The 19736-nt window shown below is 59.7% G+C and carries 18 protein-coding genes; 9 read left to right on the plus strand and 9 right to left on the minus strand.

The window, feature by feature from the left end; all coding sequences use genetic code 11:
• The first annotated feature begins 57 nt into the window (after window positions 1–57).
• The 4 genes from gmd to ACFPME_RS16105 all read left to right on the plus strand — a co-directional run bounded on the left by gmd (window position 58) and on the right by ACFPME_RS16105 (window position 4409).
• Entirely contained in the window at window positions 58–1176 is a 1119-nt protein-coding gene (gene gmd, locus ACFPME_RS16090) for a GDP-mannose 4,6-dehydratase (RefSeq protein WP_377306682.1), read from the plus strand.
• Between the two features lie 7 nt (window positions 1177–1183).
• Window positions 1184–2140, plus strand: a complete 957-nt coding sequence (locus ACFPME_RS16095) for a GDP-L-fucose synthase family protein (RefSeq protein WP_377306683.1) — start codon at window positions 1184–1186, stop codon at window positions 2138–2140.
• Window positions 2137–3048, plus strand: a complete 912-nt coding sequence (locus tag ACFPME_RS16100) for a hypothetical protein (RefSeq protein WP_377306684.1) — start codon at window positions 2137–2139, stop codon at window positions 3046–3048. The genes ACFPME_RS16095 and ACFPME_RS16100 overlap by 4 nt, the downstream gene beginning before the upstream one ends.
• 71 nt (window positions 3049–3119) lie before the next feature.
• Window positions 3120–4409, plus strand: coding sequence for a lipopolysaccharide biosynthesis protein (locus tag ACFPME_RS16105; protein ID WP_377306685.1), 1290 nt, complete (start codon window positions 3120–3122; stop codon window positions 4407–4409).
• A 13-nt stretch (window positions 4410–4422) separates the two neighbouring features.
• On the opposite strand, the gene ACFPME_RS16110 is transcribed toward ACFPME_RS16105, so the two are convergent.
• From ACFPME_RS16110 to ACFPME_RS16120, 3 genes are read right to left on the minus strand one after another with little or no spacing between them, the layout of a single operon-like run.
• Window positions 4423–5388 (minus strand): GDP-mannose 4,6-dehydratase, encoded by a 966-nt coding sequence (locus ACFPME_RS16110; RefSeq protein WP_377306686.1) that lies wholly within the window; start codon window positions 5386–5388, stop codon window positions 4423–4425.
• Window positions 5389–5390: 2 nt separating this feature from the next.
• Window positions 5391–6653, minus strand: coding sequence for a class I SAM-dependent methyltransferase (locus ACFPME_RS16115; protein ID WP_377306687.1), 1263 nt, complete (start codon window positions 6651–6653; stop codon window positions 5391–5393).
• Between the two features lie 33 nt (window positions 6654–6686).
• Window positions 6687–7700 (minus strand): glycosyltransferase family 2 protein, encoded by a 1014-nt coding sequence (locus ACFPME_RS16120; protein WP_377306688.1) that lies wholly within the window; start codon window positions 7698–7700, stop codon window positions 6687–6689.
• Window positions 7701–7898: 198 nt separating this feature from the next.
• On the opposite strand from ACFPME_RS16120, the gene ACFPME_RS16125 reads away from it, so the two are divergent.
• A complete protein-coding gene (locus ACFPME_RS16125) occupies window positions 7899–8972 on the plus strand; it encodes a glycosyltransferase family 4 protein (protein ID WP_377306689.1) in 1074 nt (357 codons plus the stop codon).
• A 56-nt stretch (window positions 8973–9028) separates the two neighbouring features.
• Here ACFPME_RS16125 and ACFPME_RS16130 read toward each other — a convergent pair whose 3' ends face one another.
• Window positions 9029–10144, minus strand: coding sequence for a UDP-N-acetylglucosamine 2-epimerase (locus ACFPME_RS16130; protein ID WP_377306690.1), 1116 nt, complete (start codon window positions 10142–10144; stop codon window positions 9029–9031).
• Window positions 10145–10223: 79 nt separating this feature from the next.
• A complete protein-coding gene (locus ACFPME_RS16135) occupies window positions 10224–11078 on the minus strand; it encodes a glycosyltransferase family 2 protein (RefSeq protein WP_377306691.1) in 855 nt (284 codons plus the stop codon).
• Window positions 11079–11486: 408 nt separating this feature from the next.
• On the opposite strand from ACFPME_RS16135, the gene pilB reads away from it, so the two are divergent.
• The 4 genes from pilB (at window position 11487) to coaE (ending at window position 16309) form a co-directional block, all read left to right on the plus strand.
• The gene (pilB, locus tag ACFPME_RS16140; RefSeq protein WP_377306692.1) at window positions 11487–13208 is read left to right on the plus strand and encodes a type IV-A pilus assembly ATPase PilB; all 1722 of its coding nucleotides are present in this window, start codon (window positions 11487–11489) and stop codon (window positions 13206–13208) included.
• 143 nt (window positions 13209–13351) lie between these two features.
• Window positions 13352–14626 (plus strand): type II secretion system F family protein, encoded by a 1275-nt coding sequence (locus ACFPME_RS16145; RefSeq protein WP_377306693.1) that lies wholly within the window; start codon window positions 13352–13354, stop codon window positions 14624–14626.
• A 208-nt stretch (window positions 14627–14834) separates the two neighbouring features.
• Complete coding sequence (locus ACFPME_RS16150) at window positions 14835–15692, plus strand: prepilin peptidase (RefSeq protein ID WP_377306694.1); 858 nt, start codon at window positions 14835–14837, stop codon at window positions 15690–15692.
• Window positions 15689–16309 carry a dephospho-CoA kinase gene (gene coaE, locus ACFPME_RS16155; protein ID WP_377306695.1) on the plus strand — a complete coding sequence of 207 codons (621 nt, stop codon included), beginning with the start codon at window positions 15689–15691 and terminating at the stop codon, window positions 16307–16309. Before ACFPME_RS16150 ends, coaE begins: the two co-directional genes overlap by 4 nt.
• A gap of 16 nt (window positions 16310–16325) precedes the next feature.
• Here coaE and ACFPME_RS16160 read toward each other — a convergent pair whose 3' ends face one another.
• The 4 genes from ACFPME_RS16160 to lgt all read right to left on the minus strand — a co-directional run bounded on the left by ACFPME_RS16160 (window position 16326) and on the right by lgt (window position 19517).
• Window positions 16326–17291 (minus strand): Nudix family hydrolase, encoded by a 966-nt coding sequence (locus ACFPME_RS16160; RefSeq protein WP_377306696.1) that lies wholly within the window; start codon window positions 17289–17291, stop codon window positions 16326–16328.
• Window positions 17291–17779, minus strand: a complete 489-nt coding sequence (locus tag ACFPME_RS16165; protein ID WP_377306698.1) for a dihydrofolate reductase — start codon at window positions 17777–17779, stop codon at window positions 17291–17293. The genes ACFPME_RS16160 and ACFPME_RS16165 overlap by 1 nt, the downstream gene beginning before the upstream one ends.
• Before the next feature lie 112 nt (window positions 17780–17891).
• Complete coding sequence (locus ACFPME_RS16170; protein WP_377306699.1) at window positions 17892–18686, minus strand: thymidylate synthase; 795 nt, start codon at window positions 18684–18686, stop codon at window positions 17892–17894.
• A gap of 3 nt (window positions 18687–18689) precedes the next feature.
• Window positions 18690–19517 carry a prolipoprotein diacylglyceryl transferase gene (lgt, locus tag ACFPME_RS16175; RefSeq protein WP_377306701.1) on the minus strand — a complete coding sequence of 276 codons (828 nt, stop codon included), beginning with the start codon at window positions 19515–19517 and terminating at the stop codon, window positions 18690–18692.
• Window positions 19518–19736 lie beyond the last annotated feature (219 nt).

Below are 19736 nucleotides of genomic sequence, written 5' to 3' on the forward strand. Positions count from 1 at the left end.
CGCGCGGGCGCAGGCACCGACAACGCTAGACTGACAACTTCCGATCCCCATCAGGCGATGAACCTCGTGAAGCGAGCACTTATTTCTGGAATCACCGGCCAGGATGGCGCCTACCTGGCAGAATTTTTGCTGGAGAAGGGCTATGAGGTTCATGGCATCAAGCGCCGGGCATCGTCATTCAACACCGAGCGCGTCAACCACCTCTATCAGGACCCACATGAAACGGGGCAACGGTTTTTCTTGCACTACGGCGACCTGACCGATGCCACCAACCTGATACGGATCATCCAGCAAGTGCAGCCGGACGAGATCTACAACCTCGGCGCGCAGAGCCATGTACAGGTATCGTTCGAGACGCCTGAATACACCGCCAACACCGATGCCATGGGTACGCTGAGGATGTTGGAAGCGATCCGCATCTTGGGGATGGGGCACAAGACGCGTTTCTACCAAGCATCCACCTCGGAACTCTACGGCAAGGTGCAACAAGTCCCGCAGTCGGAAGCCACGCCGTTCTATCCCCGCTCGCCGTACGGCGTGGCCAAACTTTACGCTTACTGGATCACAGTGAACTATCGCGAGGCTTACGGCCTGTACGCCTGCAACGGCATCTTGTTCAACCATGAATCGCCGCGGCGCGGCGAAACCTTCGTCACCCGCAAGATCACCCGTGCCCTTGCGCGCATTCATCTGGGTCAGGAGGATTGCCTCCACTTGGGCAACCTCGATGCACGCCGCGACTGGGGCCATGCACGCGACTTCGTCGAGGCCCAATGGTTGATGCTTCAACAGGACAGCCCAGAAGATTTCGTGATTGCCACCGGGATCCAGCATTCGGTGCGGGAGTTCGTGGACGGCGCCGCCGGCGAACTGGGTATTTGCATCGAGTGGGTTGGTAGTGGCGTCGAAGAGCGTGGAATCGTCGACAGCGCCCCCCCCGATAGTGCCGTCAAATGCGGGCAGCGGATCGTGGCCATCGATCCCCGCTATTTCCGTCCGGCAGAAGTCGAAACATTGCTGGGCGACCCGAGCAAGGCACGTCGGCAACTCGGATGGCACGCGCGCACCGATTTCAAAGAGCTGGTGCGTGAGATGATGCTGGCCGATCTACAGCTGGCCCGGCGTGATGCGCTGGTCAACAGTGCCGGTTATGCCTCGCCCAACCATCACGAATAATTCGACCATGGACACACACGGACGCATCTACGTTGCCGGCCATCGCGGACTGGTTGGCTCGGCCATCGTGCGGCGTCTTCTCGCAGAAGGCGCAAACAACCTCTTACTGCGAACGCATGAACAACTCGATCTGACTAGTGAGACGCAGGTCGAACAATTCTTTGTAGGTGAAAAGCCCGAATACGTATTTCTGGCTGCCGCCAAGGTCGGTGGCATCCATGCCAACAGCACCTATCCCGCCGAATTCATTCGCGACAATCTCGCGATCCAGACCAACGTCATCCACAGCGCCTGGAAGCATGGCGCCAAGAAACTGCTGTTCCTCGGTTCGTCCTGCATCTATCCACGCGAGTGCCCACAACCGATAAAAGAAGAGTATCTGCTGACTGGTCCACTGGAATCGACCAACGAGTGGTATGCCATTGCAAAGATTGCCGGCTTGAAAATGTGTCAAGCATATCGCCAACAGTACGGTTTCGATGCGATCTGCGCAATGCCAACCAATCTGTATGGGCCCGGCGACAATTTTCATCCGGAAGATTCTCACGTTGTGCCTGCGCTGATTCGACGCTTTCATGAAGCCAAACAGGCTAAAGCACCATCCGTCTCGATATGGGGGAGCGGCCGCCCACTCCGCGAGTTCATGCACGTCGACGATCTAGCCGATGCGCTATTATTCCTGATGAACGATTGCTCCCCTGACTACGGGACAAATGTTGGCTCTGGAATAGAAGTGACCATTGCAGAACTCGCACGCATCATCGCAAGCGCCGTGGGCTACCAGGGAGAACTACACTTCGATAAAAGTCGGCCCGATGGTACGCCGCGTAAATTACTGGACACTTCCCGGCTGTCCAACCGTGGGTGGGCCCCAAAGATCGAATTGACGCCAGGTCTTGCCGAAACATATCGCTGGTTTTGCAATCAGTTGCCTGCGGTGGCTGACCGGAGTGCCCAGCAATGAGCCTTGCTCAGATAATCAGCTATTACCGTCGCGTCAGGACATGGGTCCAAGGTAGCGACGCTCATGAGCGCACGCTCGAACTACTCGGTGGGTTTCTGGCGCAACAAGTCGCTGGCAAACAACACGTATCGTCCCTCCACGACGTCGAGTTCCGGGTCTACTCCCAATGGGGCGATGACGGAATCATCCAGTGGATCGTCAGCCACCTCCCATCGACGCCAAAGCGTTTCGTCGAGTTCGGCATTGAGGATTATTCGGAATCGAATACACGATTCTTGATGGTCAACAATAACTGGACCGGTCTGGTGATGGATGGTTCTCCTGAGAACATCAATCGTCTGCACCGTAGAAAATGGTTCTGGCGCTATGGATTGACTGCTCTCCCGTGCTTTGTTACACGCGATAATGTTAATTCCTTGGTCGGGGATTGGGCCGCGGGCGAAGAGATCGGCCTGCTGCATATTGACGTCGACGGAAATGATTACTGGCTCTGGGAGGCGATTCGCTGCACTTCGCCTAGTATCTGCATCATGGAATACAACGCCCTCTTTGGCAGCGAGCGGGCAGTCACCGTTCCTTACAGTAGTGATTTTCGCCGGTTTGATGCACACTATTCGGGGCAGTACTTCGGGGCATCACTCGCTGCGCTCACCTTACTCGCGCGGACGAAAGGCTATGCATTGATCGGTACCAACAGTGCCGGCAACAACGCTTACTATCTACGAACGGATCTGCTTAGTAGCCATATGCGCGAAATCAGCATTGCGGAGGCATTTACTACACCAACCTTTCGTGACAGCCGCAATCGGCAACATCGTCTGAATTACCTCTCATACGATCAACGCCAATCTTCGATACGCGGCTTACCAGTTCTGGACGTGGTGAGTGGCCGCGTCGAGCCATTTTGATGGCTGCCCCCCCCACGCCACCACCGTCTACAGGGCGTAATTCTTGGTTAGGAAACCGCGGACGCCGGATAATGCACACCGGGATGTGGTCCTTAATCGCCAAAGGCAGTGCTGCTGCCAACCTATTCATCTCAGTCCCGTTCGTCCTGCGAGCACTGGGTCCCGAACAATTCGGTGCATGGGCCACACTTGTTTCACTTGTGACCTTTACTGGATTCCTGGATTTCGGCTTCGGGAATGGCACAATGAACTTGGTCGCTGCAGCATATGGCCGGCAGTCGCGTGAAGAAGTAGCGAACATACTGCAAGAAAGTCGACGAGCATTGCTTGGGGTTGCATTGTGCCTCGCGCCGATTGCAGTGTTGGTGACTCTACTTGTCCCTTGGAACCACTTGCTCGGGATGTATGTCACGGCGACGGAAGGCCGCATTGCGGCGGCGGCTGTGCTGTTCTCGGTTATCCTCGCAATTCCACTCAATTTGGCCAACCGAGTCCAACTGGGTATTGGGCGAGGTGATCGCGCCTTTCGCTGGCAGGCAGTTGGGCAGTTAGTCACTCTCGCTGGCGTAGTCGCGTTCGCCATTGCACATGCGCCCTTATCCGTGCTGACTGCCCTAGCGGTCGCCACGCCATTGCTGGCATCGCTGGCTAACACCTATAATCTCTCGAGAGATCCCGAACTCGCTATGACAACCCAAGCGTCCTCGCGGGAACGCTCGTTAATTCGATTCAATATCCGCCGTGAAGGACTCATGTTTTTCGTCTTACAGTTGGCGGCTGCGTTGGCCTTCTCTGCCGATTTACCGTTGATATCGATATTCCGTGGAGCATCGGAAGCCGGGGCATATGCCATAGTTCAGCGACTTTTCTCCGTAATTCCGTTGGCGCTTTCATTGATATGGGCGCCACTGTGGCCGATCTACCGCCAAGCGCTGGCCGCAGAAGATCACGCGTGGATAGTACGTACTTTACGCCGCTCCCTGTTTATGGCGGTGATATTTGCGGCCACCGGTTCGACGATCCTTGCAGCCGATTTTGGGTCCATTATTGACCTGTGGGTCCATCACCCAATTGCAGTCTCCGGGATCATGCTGGCGGGATTCGCCTGCTGGTGCGTTATGGAGGCGGCTGGCACGGCGATCGCTACGTTCCTCAATGCGGCCAGCGTTATGCGCTATCAGTTGGTCACGTCGTGTGTATTCGCGGCGCTATGCATCGTTGGCAAAGTGTGGGTTGTTGCACGAGTTGGAATCATTTGGATACCGTGGGTCACCGTCACAACCTATTGCTTAGCCAACGTGCTTCCATTGCTTTGGTTCGGCAAAAGGGTTTTTTTCGGCGTTTTTGTCAGGAAATACTGAGTATCGTTATGCTCTAGGTGGGAAACGAAGGAGCGTGCCCATGGTGACGGGCCACAGCTGCGTCAACCAAGATGCGGACCATTTGATGAAATCCGATCACTGGCTGCCATCCCGTAACACTTCTCAAGAGAAACGGATTTCCACACAAATCCTGTGACCGGCGCCGAAGAATACTTGCCGTTTCCATTACGCGTACTTCCGTGGAAAGCTGCAAATATTCCGCTGCTACTGCAATCATTTCCCGGACACTGTGAGTTTGACCAGAAGCGACGACGAAAATCCCAGCCTGGTCACACTCAAGGATTAGTTGCATCGCACGCGTGTAATCAGGTGCATACCCCCAATCCACACGTGCATCAAGACTACCTATCTCCAGCGCATTCGCCAGACCATATTTGATCGCAACCAAACCGTTGACAATGCGCTGCGAAACAAACTGCGAGCCACGCACCGGCGATTCGTGGTTGAATAAAATCCCGCAAGACACGAAAAGACCGTGTACCCGGACGTAGTAGTCAGCCAACAGCATCGCCGACGCCTTCGTGACTCCATAAACGCAGGAAGGAGCAATCAACGTGGTTTCGTCTTGCGGACTCTCGAAAGCCTCACCAAACACGCGAGAGGATGACGCATAGAATATACGTACGTCGGGACAGTGGTCTTTCGCCGCGCGCAGAATATTGGAGAAGGCGTGCACATGAACATTCCAGCTTCCATGCCACGCATCCCCTTCCGCGCTACCCGAATCTTGCGAGCTGTGATGATGCGCTGCCAGATAATAGATTTGATCCGGATTGAAGCCAGCGACCAGCCGCTCTACGTCCAAAAAATCCGTGATATCAACGACATCATTCCATTCGGAAGCATGAACACGTATTCCGCGTCGCGAAACTCCAAGTAGTGAAAAGTCACGCGCGGCAAGCTGTTTCCAGAGAATGCCGCCGTCTTGGCCATCATGACCAATGATCAGGGCGCGCAACGTCAGTCGCCCACGATTTCGATTTCCGGTAGCGGAAAGATGAGTTTTCCGCCGGAGGCCAAGTACTCCTTTTCCCGTTGGACGATCGTGGACTTGAAGTGCCATGGCAGCACCAGGAAATAATCCGGTCGCATCGCGCGCGCGTCCTCTTCCGAGATGATCGGAATCAGAGTTCCCGGAGTGTAGGCCCCGAACTTCTCCGCATTCACTTCGGCGATAGCAGGGATCTGCTGAGGACCAAACTGGCAGAACTGCAACAGCACATTGCCCTTGGTTGACGCACCATAGCCAAGGATGAGTTTGCCGTCAGCCACGAGTGTCTGAATCAGCCTTTGTAGGTCTGCGCGATGTTTGAACACGCGATCCTCAAACTGTCTATAGGGCTTGACCGAATTGAGACCCCAGTTGTCCTCTTGCTGCAGCATCCAGTCAATGATTGGTCTGGCGCTGGGAATGTCAGCCTTTTCGTGGCAGGCAGTGACCGCAATGCTGCCACCATTGACGCTATTCATCTGCACGTCAACGATGCGAAGTGCGTGACGCGCCAGAAGATCCCGTATTACCCGGAGTGAATAGAATTCAAGGTGTTCATGGCAAACCGTATCGTAGGCATTGGTTCGCAGCATCGATGGCATGTAGCTTTGCTCAAAATGCCACACCCCATCCGGAGCCAATGCACGCGCAATGTCGCCAACAAAAGCGCTTGGGTCTTCCAGATCGTAGAACATGGCAATCGATGTAATAATCTTGGCGAGGTGCCCGTGGGAGGCGCGGAGGAAGCGGTCCCCATCGAAGAAATCCGTCACTACTTCCACTTCGGGGGGATAGAAATCCCGAAACTTTCCCGCGGTCGGATCCATGCCCACGCGATGGATACCGGAAGCGGCATAGGCCTTGAGCAAGGTTCCATCATTGCTTCCAATGTCCAGAACCCAGTCTCCCGATACAAGCCGATGCTGCCGCTCCAATCCGCGCACCTTCCCATTCAGGTGCGCGACCATCGACGAGTTCAACCCCGATCGGTAACCATAATTGTCTCCATACATTTCGGAGAGGCTGTATGAGTGCTTGAGTTGCAGTAATCCGCTGTCAGGACACCAGACCAACTCCAGCGGTCCACAAGTAACCGCTTGTGTCGGGTCACGCGGAAAGACACCAGTCAACGATTGCTGACCTAGATTGAGGACTGACACGAGATGCGTGCTTCCGCTGATTCGGCATCTGCTGATTTCCTTCATCTCGCTGGTGGCGGAACCTGTATTCATCGGATGTGCCCTGAATGATTTCCCGATTGGATGTCAGGTGTGCCTGAACCAATTTCGGATAAAAAACCGACTCGCTTTCATGTCGAGATAGTGGATGGTGGAGTCGTGGTATTTGAAGCTGCAAAAAATCAAGCCAATCAGATTGGCGAGCGGTCCAGGGAAGCACGCCACAACGTAGGCCTTTGATCTGTGCCACCGTGATGCAAGTCGTGGCTTTATCCATCGCCGGTAGTCGTCCAGATCGTAGGTTCCCTTGGCCCGGTAGAACATCAAGCTTTTGATGCTGCGCCAAGGTTCACGGCGATAGCACCGAGCACGTACCTCTGGCGATATCGAAGAAAGCGAGGAGACGAGTTCCGTCCATCGGATCATCCGAATCTCGAACTCTTTCGGTCGCCATTGTGTGTTGCCAAACCTGATCGAGACCAGCGGCTGGCTGATCACCAAGGTGTCACACGGCAGGGGCAGCTGAAAGATCACGCCGACATGTATGAAATAGGATCCATAGTACGGTTCTCTCGCTCGCGTTTCCCATAGATCGCGACGGATTACCACTGCACCGATATATCCCAGATGCCCCGAGACTTCCTCGAACAGTGCCTCGAATTGAGACGGGGAATAGATTCGATCTTCGAAGAAGTTCAACCTGTTGCCATCAATCAGCTGGGAGAAGTCGAGGTTCCTGATTTCGGTGTTCACCACGATCAGACTGAAATGGCGCTCGATTGCTCGCAATACCGCGTCAACGGCACCCGGAAGGAGCAAGTCGTCGTCCGACATCAACCAGCAATACTCTCCCAACGCAAGGCCAACGACCGTGTCATAGTCGCGATCCACTCCGCCATTTTTCCCCTGCCTGAAGTAGCGAAGTGCCGGCATGGTGTTCTGAAGAGCGCCGACGACTTGCTCAGTGTTGTCGCTCGATGCTCCGTCCAGCACGACGATCTCGACCACGCTGGTACACTGCGCTGCGATACTCTCCAAGGTTTCGCCGATAAATCCACCACGATTGCGAGTGGCGATGCAGATGGAAAGCTTGATACTCATCGTTTAATCGGCGCCATAAGGGATATACCATCGTCCGCGCTTTTTTGACGACACGGAATGGTTCGAATTCGCCAAATTCCAGATGACTCACGCGCCGTTTGCAGCGTCTGGCACTGACCTCACCACCTGCAAGAAGTTAGACTTCCAGAGCCTTGACGAATATACGGTACGACTATAGCGATCGCAACCGGAGGAATCTTGCGGCTCTTATTTGTTGGCAAACGCCACCCTCAACAGCGCGACCTGATCGAGCGTCCCTATGGCCGTTTCCATCACCTGCCGGTTGCACTTGCCGCGCTGGGTCATGAAGTACATGTCCTGTTATGTAGCCATCGCCGCCTGCCGTCTGCGCAGGTTCGCATGGCAGGCGTGGAATGGGGCAGCCTTGATCTGAGAACGCTTGGGCCATTGAGTCTCTTTCGCAAACTGGAACAATCTGCCAGTTCGTTCCAACCTGACTGGGTAATCGGCGTTTCCGATACCTACTATGGGTGGCTGGCCCAGAAGCTGGCGAGCAGCACGAAGGCGCGGCTTGCCATTGATGCCTATGACAACTACGAAGCCTATATGCCATGGAACCTGCCGCTACACGCACTGTGGCGACGATCCATCCGTGCTGCCGACTTGGTAACAGCAGCTGGTCCGCAGTTGGCGCAGAAGCTGCAATCGCAGCGACCAACGGGACATCCGGTCGAGGTCCTGGCCATGGCGGCGGATCCAGAGTTCCTTCCTTTGGACAAAATTACATGTCGCAAGACGCTGGGTTTGCCGATCGATGGGGCATTGATCGGCTATATCGGCAGCTGGTCTCAGAGCCGCGGAACGGAAGTCCTTCTCGAAGCGTTTCGTCAGGCGCGGCTTGCGAAACCTGGGCCTCGCCTGGTGCTCAGTGGCAGTCCCCCCGAGCACGCATTGAAGGAACCGGGGGTTATCGGTACAGGTTACGTCGCTGACGCACTGTTGCCCAAGCTGATCAATGCGCTCGACATCTCATGTGTGATCACGGCCGATACCAGCTTCGGCCGTTACAGCTATCCGGCCAAATTGTGCGAAGCCATGGCTTGTGAGGTACCCGTGATTGCCACTGCGACGGAACCGGTTCGCTGGATGCTCTCTGAAAAACGAGAACATCTCGTGGTTCCCGACAGTTCTGAAGCTCTTTCCAAGGGAATTCTTGAAATGCTTGCCAAGCCCAGCGCTGATTACGGCAATCGCCTGACCTGGCAAATGCAGGGGGCGAAATTGGAGAGCCTTCTGAGCAGCTTGCTTTGATTAAACGCCAGCCGCTTGAAGTTTGCGGAACAAAACAACCACCAAGTCAGCATCCGTCATTTCAATAGCGCCCGCACCACTCGCTCGGAGGGTCCATCAGCCACCAATGCAATGGGGCTGGCGAGCAAGCGCCCAAATTCACCTTTCAAAAGAAACGGCTGCACTCCTTCGGATATATCCCCCTCCATCATGGCATTGCTGCCCAACCCATCAGACCGTTCTGTGGCCTTGCGCATGATAATAGTCGGGACTCCCAAGGCCGCCAACTCTTCCTGGTTTGAACCACCATCGGTCATTACGCAAGCCGCGCCCGCGGCGAGGCGTAGAAAATCGCCATATCCTAGTCTTGGCGAAAGGATCATTCCGGGAGCCGCGGCCAATCGCTCGAATAGCTTTTCGTGAATCAGACGCTTGCGGGTTGCAGGATGCAACACAAAATGAATTGGATATTTCGATGCAGTCGCCTCCAGCAACGTCACCAGCTCCAGCAAACGCGACGAGTCATAGATATTTTGAAATCGGTGAAGTGAAACTACCAGGTAAGCCGGCTTCTGATTGCGGGCAACATCCATTGCTCCAACCATCGCAATGGCGTCAAGAATCGTATTGCCTCTCGTATCCTCCACCCTGCAGCGATGTCTGCTTCTCATGTATGCCGCCGCAGCCTCATTCGGGCACATGGCCACATCGACAAGCCGGAAAACGACACGTCGAGACAATTCTTCCGGGAAGGGATCAAAGAGCTTGCCGGAAGTAAGACCGCTTTCCAGGTGCACGACCCGAGCACCAACGCGCCAGCCAGCGAAAGCCCCAATAAGCGTCGACAACGTATCTCCGTGGACAATCACATCGAAATTGGCGTTTTCCGCCTTGATTCTCTGCAGGCTTTTGCGAAGACCAAAATATGCCGACGGCAACCACCGCAACAATGAAACCACAGTCGACCGCTCCATCGCCTCGACGGTTCGAGTGAGGGGTGTACGAATGCCAAATTCGTCAACAAGATCCTGGATAGTTTCCAAGTGCTGGCCGGTCATCAGCAGACATATTGGCATCCCCCTGCTCTCGCACAGAACTATGACCGGGGCCACCTTGATCAACTGAGCGCGTGTCCCAATGACGAAGGCAAAGAAATTTGCCGGCGCTTTTGACCTCGGTGACATGCGTTTCATCTCGACATATTAGCCATGTGGATCCCGAATCTTTGTTATTCGCGGTGCCGTGCGTAGGCGAACCAGTGGTTATCCAAATTCATTGATCCCGCCTATAGGTCAGCGCCGTGATCTGCTCAGACACCAATCCTATCAAGAACACGATCACTGCAGCACTCCACAACAGCGTGCTCATGTTGGTGAGCCTGCCTTCGTGCATGAAAGTCCATGCGTAGTTGGCACAGCCGAGCAGAAAGAACACCACACTGGCCGGCGCAAACAGCTTCAACGGCGAATACAACGTGGCGATCTTGAAGATGATCAGCAGGAAGCGCACGCCATCTCGCAACGGTTTGATATGGCTCTTGCCGACGCGCTGGGCAGCTTTGATGGGCACGTAAGCAACCGGATACGCGCTGCGGAAGAACGCCATGGTGCTGGTGGTCGGGTAGCTGAAGCCGTTCGGCAGCAGGTGCAGGAATTCGCGGAACTTGTCTGCGCGCACGGCGCGGAAGCCGGAGGTGAGGTCGAGTACCGGGTGGCCGGTCATGCGGGTGGCCAGCCAGTTGTACAAGGTGTTGGCAAGGCCGCGGCCGACACCGGCCTGGCTGCCCCAGTCGCGGGCGCCGACGACCATGTCGTAGCCACGGTTCAATTGATCGAGCAGCCGGGCGACGTCGGCCGCATCGTGCTGACCATCGCCGTCCATGAAAACAAGGATGTCGCCGGTGGCGGCGCGCGCGCCGCGTTTGATCGCCGCGCCGTTGCCCATCGAATAGGGGGAAGACAGGCATTCGACGCCGCAGGTTTTGCAGATGCTGCGGGTGTCGTCGGTGGAGCCGTCGTCGACGACGATGATCTCGGCCTCGGGTTGGGCAGCGCGCAGGACCGGTAGCAGAGCGGCCAGCGCGGGCGCCTCGTTCTTGGCGGGCAGGATGATGCTCAGGCGATTCAACAGGTGGGCTCCCCGGGTGAAGGGGGATCATAGCGTGAAGGTTGGGGAGGGTTGGGGATGGACCTGGCTTTTTGGGGTGCTGCGTCCCGCTTTGCGCCCTGCCCTGCGCGCAAGAGCGGGTTGGGTGAGGCCGCTTCTCGGGAAGACCCGGGGTGCTGCCCCTCCCCACCGCCCTCTGCAAGCAGATGGAGATGGAAAGGCTGTCCTCTGCAAGCATCCGGGGCCAGCCTCGGGAAATTGGGGGGAGGAGGAATGCGATGTCTCTGCGAGTAGGGAGTCGACGGCGCACGGGCGAGCACAGCTCGTCACCCCCTGGCCCCGGCTGCCTCCATGTTGCAGGGAATGGATGACCTGCGCCCCGGACTGCGGTAGATTCAACCACATACAGGGGAAAGGTCGAATCGGGTTATGTCATCTCAATTGCAACCGTCGCTCGCAGGTTTGTCCGGCATGGCCCGCCGGCTGGTGTCCGAGGGCTTGCTGCCGGAGGCGGATGTACGCAAGGCCATGGCGGACAGTGGGCAGCACAAGGCCTCGCTGGGTGCCTGGCTGCTCGACCACAACCTGGTCGACGGCGGCAAGCTGACGCAGATCGCCTCCGCCGAGTTCGGCATGCCGATGATGGATGTGGCTGCGTTGAACCCCGCGACCATGCCGCTTGACCTGATCAGCGAGGCCTTGATCAACAAGCATCAGGCCTTGCCGCTGTTCCGTCGCGGCAAGCGGCTGTTCGTGGGGATTGCCGATCCCATGCAATCGCACGCGTTGGACGAGATCAAGTTCCACTCCAATTGCATGGTCGAACCGATCCTGGTCGAACGCAGTTCGCTGCAGCGGGTGATCGAGGGCCTGCTCAACAGCATGCGCGACACCATGCCCGACATGGGTGGCGGCGAGCTGGACGGGCTGGAGCTGGAGGTCGGCGACGACGAGGCCGAGAGCACGGGCATCGACGCGAATGCCCAGGACGACGCCCCGGTGGTGAAGTTCGTCAACAAGATCCTGGTCGACGCGATCCGTCGCGGCGCTTCGGACATCCATTTCGAGCCCTTCGAAACCCAGTACCGCGTCCGTCTGCGCATGGACGGCATGCTCAAGGCTGTAGCCAGTCCGCCGATGAAGATGGCCAACCGCATCTCCTCGCGCATCAAGGTCATGGCGCAGCTGGATATCGCCGAGAAGCGGGTGCCGCAGGACGGCCGCATCAAGCTCAACCTGTCCAAGACCCGTGCGATCGACTTTCGCGTGAGCACGCTGCCGACGCTGTTCGGCGAGAAGATCGTGCTGCGTATCCTGGACGGTTCGTCGGCCAAGATCGGCATCGAGAAGCTCGGCTACGAGCCGGAGCAGCAGAAGCTCTATCTCGATGCCATCCAGAAACCCTACGGCATGGTGCTGGTCACCGGCCCCACCGGCTCGGGCAAGACGGTGTCGCTGTACACCGGCCTGAACATCCTGAACACCGCCGAGCGCAACATCTCGACGGTGGAGGACCCGGTGGAAATCCGCGTCGAGGGCATCAACCAGGTGCAGCAGAACGTGAAGCGCGGCATGACCTTCGCCAGCGCGCTGCGTTCGTTCCTGCGCCAGGATCCGGACGTGATCATGGTCGGCGAGATCCGCGACCTGGAAACCGCCGAAATCGCGATCAAGGCCGCGCAGACCGGCCACATGGTGCTGTCCACCCTGCACACCAACGATGCCGCGCAGACCATTGCGCGCCTGATGAACATGGGCATCGCGCCGTACAACATCACTTCGTCGGTCACCCTGATCATCGCCCAGCGCCTGGCGCGGCGCCTGCATGAGTGCAAGAAGCCGCAGAACCTGCCGCCGCAGGTGCTGCTCGCCGCCGGCTTCAGCCAGGCCGACATCGACGCCGGGCTGACCATCTACGAAGCGGGTGGCTGCGACGGCTGCAATGAGGGCTACAAGGGTCGCGTGGGCATCTACCAGGTGATGCCGATGCTGGAGGACATCCAGAAAATCATCCTGCAGGGCGGCAATGCGCTGCAGATCAGCGAGGTGGCCAAGGCCGCCGGGGTGAACGACCTGCGCGCATCGGCCCTGCTCAAGGTCAAGCAGGGCTTGACCAGCCTGACCGAGATCGACCGCGTGACCAAGGAATGAGCCATGGATATGGGATGTCCGCAGCACTGAACTTGAGTCCGGCGCCACGGTTTGGTGCCTCGGAAGTGACATAAGCTGTACAAATACCTTGTCAGTCGCCCACTTGGACGGCTTCGGCACTGAACCACTGGGGGAAGATGCGCATGGCCACGGCTACCGCAACCACAAACGCAAACAAGGCGCGCGCGCTGGGTGCACAGCGCGCCGAAGTCACCCGCATGACCACCTACGAGTGGGTCGCCCTGGACAAGCGCGGCAAGCGCATGAAAGGCGACATGGCGTCGAAGAACGCCTCGCTGGTCAAGGCGGAGTTGCGCCGCCAGGGCATGAACCCGCAAACCGTGCGGGAACGCTCCAAGCCACTGTTCGGCGCCACCGGCAGCACGGTCAAGCCCGGTGACGTGGCCGTATTCAGCCGCCAGATCGCCACCATGATGGCTTCCGGCGTGCCGATGGTGCAGTCGTTCGACATCATCGCGGACGGCCAGAAGAACGTCCGTTTCAAGAACATCCTGCTGGACGTGAAACAGAACATCGAAGGCGGCGCGGCGCTGCACGAGGCGCTGGCCCGCTACCCGGTGCAGTTCGACGAGCTGTACTGCAACCTGGTGCATGCCGGCGAGACGTCCGGCGTGCTGGACACCGTGCTGGATACCGTGGCGACCTACAAGGAGCGCACGGAGGCGATCAAGAAGAAGATCAAGAAGGCGCTGTTCTACCCGATGATGGTGCTGGCCGTGGTGTTCCTGGTCTGCCTGATCATGCTGCTGTTCGTGGTGCCGGTGTTCGCCAAGACCTTCCAGGACGCCGGTGCGCAGCTGCCCGCGCCGACCCAGTTGCTGGTGACCGCTTCGGAGTTCATGCAGAGCTACTGGTGGGTGGTGATCGGGGTGATTGGCGGCAGTATCGCCGCACTCGTCATCGCCAAGAAGCGTTCGCTGAAATTCGCCCACTTCCTCGACCGCATGGCGCTGAAGATGCCGGTGATGGGCAACATCGTGCGCAATTCCGCGATCGCCCGCTTTGCCCGCACGCTGGGCGTGACGTTCCGCGCCGGTGTGCCCCTGGTCGAGGCGCTGGATGCGGTGGCCGGCGCCACCGGCAGCGTGGTGTATGGCGATGCCGTCAAGCAGATGCGCGACGACATCTCGGTCGGCCATCAGCTGCAATTGGCGATGAAGCAGACCGGCCTGTTCCCCAACATGGTGGTGCAGATGACCGCGATCGGCGAGGAATCCGGCGCGCTGGACAACATGCTGTTCAAGGTCGCCGAGTTCTACGAGGAAGAGGTCAGCAACGCCGTCGATACCCTGTCCACGCTGCTGGAACCCATCATCATGGTGGTGCTCGGCACCCTGGTCGGCGGCATGGTGATCGCCCTGTACCTGCCCATCTTCAAGCTCGCTGGCACGTTCTGATTTTTCCAGGGGCGACACAGGAACGGCGGGCATTGCCCGCCGTTCCTGTTGCAGGGGCACACCTGTGCGCGATGCTTCTCGCGGCAATCAACATCGGAGCATCGCGCATGGAACCTGCCAGGACTTGATCCGGGGTGCGCTGCTGTACAAAGCGCCGTACCCTACCGCCCTCCCCTCTATCGCGGGGCCCACGACACAAGGCTGACGCATGCCCGAACTTCCTTTCGCCCTGTGGATCGCCCTGGCCGGTGTGCTCGGGCTGCTGGTGGGCAGCTTTCTCAACGTGGTGATCCTGCGGCTGCCCGAACGCATGGCGGCGGGCTGGCGGCAGGAAGCGCGCGAGGTGCTGGAGCTTGAGGCCGATGTGACGCCGTTGCCGCCGGGCATCGTGCGCGAGCCATCGCACTGTCCGCACTGCAAGCATCCGTTATCGGCCGCCGACAATATTCCCTTGTTCGGCTGGCTGCTGCTGCGGGGACGCTGCCGTTACTGCCAGGCGAAGATCTCGGTCCAGTACCCGCTGGTCGAACTGCTCAGCGGCGTGCTGAGTGCGGTGATCGTATGGAAGTTCGGACCATCGTGGGCGGCGTTGGCGGGACTGGCGCTGACCTGGATGCTGATCGCGCTGTCGGGTATCGACTTGCGCACCCAGCTGCTGCCCGATCAGCTGACCTTTCCATTGTTGTGGCTGGGCCTGCTGCTGGCCTTGCTGCCCATGTTCGTGACCGCGCCAGCGGCGATCGTGGGCTCGGCCATCGGCTACCTGAGTTTGTGGAGCGTGTACTGGGCATTCAAGTTGCTCACCGGCAAGGAAGGCATGGGCCATGGCGACTTCAAATTGCTGGCCGCGCTGGGCGCGTGGATGGGACCGGTGTCGCTGCTGCCGACGATTCTGCTGTCCTCGCTGATCGGAGCGCTGGTCGGCGGCACCCTGATCGCGCTGCGCAAGCACGAACGCGAGATTCCGATGCCGTTCGGCCCCTTCATCGCCGCCGCCGGCTGGGTCTGGTTCGTGGCCGGACACGGCCTGCTGCAGGGCTACATGCAACTGACCGGCCTGCAATGAGCGCACGCACCCACGCTTTGACCATCGCGTTGACCGGCGGCATCGCGGCTGGCAAGACGGCGGTGGCACGGCGCTTCGAGGCGCTGGGCGTGCACGTGCACGACGCCGACGTGGCGGCGCGCGAGGTGATCGAGCCCGGCACGCCCGGGTTGCAGGAACTGGTCGCCGCGTTCGGCAGCGGCGTGCTCGATGCCTCGGGACGGCTCGATCGGCCGGCCATGCGTCAACGCATCTTTGCCGATGCTGCGGCCCGCGGCAGGCTGGAGGCGATCATTCATCCGCGCGTGCGCCATTGGCTGCGCGAACGCGCGTTGGCCGAGCAGGCTCCGTATTGCCTGCTGGCGATTCCCCTGCTGGCGGAGAACATCGAGCATTACCGCTGGCTCGACCGCGTGCTGCTGGTCGATGTACCCGAATCGGTGCAGATCACCCGCCTCATCGCACGCGACGGCATCGACGAAGCCCTCGCCCGCCGCATGCTCGCCCATCAGGCCAGCCGCGCCGAACGGCTCGCGCTGGCTGATGACGTCATCGAGAACAGCGGCGACGAATCCGCCCTGGACGACGCCGTCGCCGAACTGCATCAACGCTATCTGACGCTGGCCAACCGCTGCTGATCGACGGGAGCGGTTGTTAGAGGAGCCAGAACTCTCGCATGCCGGCGACGCCCTGCCCGCTGCATTGGCGGGCCTGAGCGATGTGCGAGGGCGCCGTGCCGCCCAGCGCGTAGACCGGCAGCGCGGCGGATTCGGCCCAGCTATGGAAACGCTGCCAGCCCAGCGGCAGACGTTGTGGCAGGTCGCGCGTGGCCGCTATCGGCGACAGTGTGGCGAAATCCGCGGCGATGGCCTGCGCCTGCGCCAGGTGCGCCGCCTCGTGGCAACTTGCGCCAACCGGTTGCGATAGCGGTAACGGCCGCGCGGACAGGGTCGCCAGCTGCGCGCTCTTCAGTTGCACGCCGATCCCCAACCCAAGCGCACCCTCGATATCGCCATGAAGCAGCAACCCGGCACCGTGCCGCCGGGCCAGCGGCAGCAGCGCCGCCGCCAGTACGCGCACCTGCTCGCGCGGCCACAGCGGCAACCGCAACTGGATCAGCCGCTCACCACGCTTGATCGCCTGACCGATGTGCTCGAACCAGGCGCCGCACTGTTCCGGCCTCACCTCGGGCGGCGTGATCGAATAGCGATGGGGTAGCCGCCATGCCTGCAGAATCGCCCGGTCGGCGGGCGTGAGGATCGACGGATCGATCTGCGCCGGCGCCAGCCACTGCAATGCCTGCCCTTCCAGCGATTGCGGCACGCCTCGCCATTGGTCGGTGTGCCACGTGTCCAGCAGCAGTTCGCGGTCGACGTAGCGGCATGGCACGCGGATCAGCGGTTCGGCACGTTGCAGGTCGACGCCGAGCTCTTCGCGCAGCTCGCGCGCCAGCCCCGCCAGCGGCGCCTCGTCGCGTTCGAGCTTGCCGCCTGGAAACTCCCACATGCCGGCCAGATGCTTGCCGGCAGGCCGCTGCGCGAGCAGCACGCGGCCCTCGGCATCATGCATCACCGCAGCCATCACATGCATGACCGGCCTGGGCGCGACCGCTGCCACCATCAGCTGTTGCGCAGGTATTCGACCATGTCGAAGTCATACGCATGCTCGGCATCGGCCTTGTGATGCACGCGGGAAACCTCGGTCCAGTCACTGAAATGCACGCCCGGAAAAAAGGTATCGGCGCCATCGATCGCGGTGCTTACCCAGGTCAGATACATGCGGCGGGCGCGCGGCAAGGCTTCGGAAAACACCATGCCGCCGCCAATCACCATCAGCCCGGTATTGTCGGTGCGCGCCTGCGCCTCTTCCACCGAACGCACCGTGATCTGGCCGGGAAACGGCGCCTCGTGCCGACGTGACAACACCAGGTTGACCCGATCCGGCAGCGCGCGCCCGATCGACACGGCGGTGTTGTAGCCCATCAAGACGTTCTTGCCGGTGGTCAGCTGCTTGAACCAGCGCAGGTCATCCGGAAGATGCCAGGGCAACTGACCCTTGCGGCCAATGGCAAAATTTTCGTCGAGTGCGGCGATCAGCGAAATAGCCATAACAAGTCCTTGAAGGCGTGAGTCAATAAGGTGGCTTTCGCCTGGAAAGGACGCCACCGATGGCACTGAATCTTAACAGGATGACCAAGTTCGCGACCGCCACCCCGAGCTGCTAGACGGCGACGTCCGCCTTGATCGCCGGGTGCGGCTGATAGCCTTCGATCGCGATGTCCTCGTAGCGGAAATCGAAGATCGAATGCACCTGGGTATTGAGCTTCAGCCGCGGCAGCGGCAGCGGTTCGCGGGTCAGCTGCAACCGCGCCTGTTCCACGTGGTTGTTGTACAGGTGCGCATCGCCCAGCGTGTGCACGAAATCACCCACCGCCAACCCGCATACCTGCGCCACCATATGCGTGAGCAGCGCATAGCTGGCGATGTTGAACGGCACGCCGAGGAAGATGTCGCCCGAACGCTGGTACAGCTGACAGCTCAGCTTGCCATCCGCCACGTAGAACTGGAACAGGCTGTGGCACGGCAGCAAGGCCATCTTCGACAGCTCGCCCACGTTCCAGGCGCTGACGATCAGGCGGCGTGAATCCGGGTTGCGCTTGATCTCGTCGATCACCCATGAGATCTGGTCGATCACGCCGCCATCGGCGGTCGGCCACGCACGCCATTGGCGGCCGTAGACCGGGCCGAGATCGCCATTCGCATCGGCCCACTCGTCCCAGATGCGCACGCCGTGTTCTTTCAGGTAGGCGATGTTGGTGTCGCCACGCAGGAACCAGATCAGCTCGTGCACGATGGATTTCAGATGCAGTTTCTTGGTGGTGACCAGCGGAAAGCCCCGGTCGAGATCGAAGCGCAGCTGCCAGCCGAACACGCTGCGCGTGCCGGTGCCGGTACGGTCGGTCTTTTCGGTACCGTGATCGAGTACATGGCGGAGCAGATCGAGATAGGCGCGCATGCTTCAGGCCTTCGCGGCAACGGGTGCGGGCGGCAGCGTGGGCGCCCGCCGCGACAACGCGATCAACACCAGCCCGACCGCGATCAGCGGCAACGACTGCATCTGTCCCATCGTCACCCACTGCGTACCGAACAGGTAGCCGAGTTGCGCATCGGGCACGCGCACGAATTCCACCGCGAAGCGGAAGCAGCCATACAGCAGCGCGAACAGGCCGGACACCAGGTAGCGCGGGCGCGGTTTCATCGACACCAGCCACAGCACCACGAACATCACCACGCCCTCCAGCAGCATCTCGTACAACTGCGAGGGATGCCGCGGCAGTCGATCCGGCGCCTGCGGAAAGATCATCGCCCATGCCACATCGCTGGGCTTGCCCCACAGCTCGCCGTTGATGAAATTGCCGAGCCGGCCCAGGCCCAACCCAAGCGGCACCAGCGGCGCCACGAAGTCGATGGTGTCGAAGAAATGCAGCTTCTGCCTGCGCGACCACCACCAGCCGGCGGCCAGCACGCCGAGCAGGCCGCCGTGGAAGCTCATGCCGCCGTCCCACACCTTGAACAATGTCTGCGGTGCGGTCCAGATCCAGTCGATGTCGGCATAGAACAGCATGTACCAGATCCGTCCGCCGGCGATCACGCCCAGCATGCCGTAGAACAGCAGATCGCCCAGCGCATCGCGACTGACCGGCAGGCGTCCACGTCGCCGCCGGTACTCGCCCAGCACGGCGACGAAGAAAAAACCGAGCAGGTACATCAGTCCGTACCAGTGCACCTGGACCGGGCCGAGGTGGAACGCGACGGGGTTGATATCGACAACGAAGGGCTGGGACATGAGGACAAGGCTGGGCTGGCAAAGTGCAAGTGTAGCGGGCCGGGAATGCATGGCGTCAGCAGCCCTTTCGATGGCGTCTTTGCCGGCGCTAGAATCACCGTTGACGCTGCCTGCACCGGGGGACGGGACCAGGCAGCCGTCGTCACCGCCAGCGATATCCGCATCCAGTCAGCCCGTCGTGCGCTCCAGGCGAGGCTGGCTCATCACACGGAGCGTGTC

This window comes from Rhodanobacter umsongensis (assembly GCF_042654965.1).
Classification (GTDB): Bacteria; Pseudomonadota; Gammaproteobacteria; order Xanthomonadales; family Rhodanobacteraceae; genus Rhodanobacter; species Rhodanobacter umsongensis.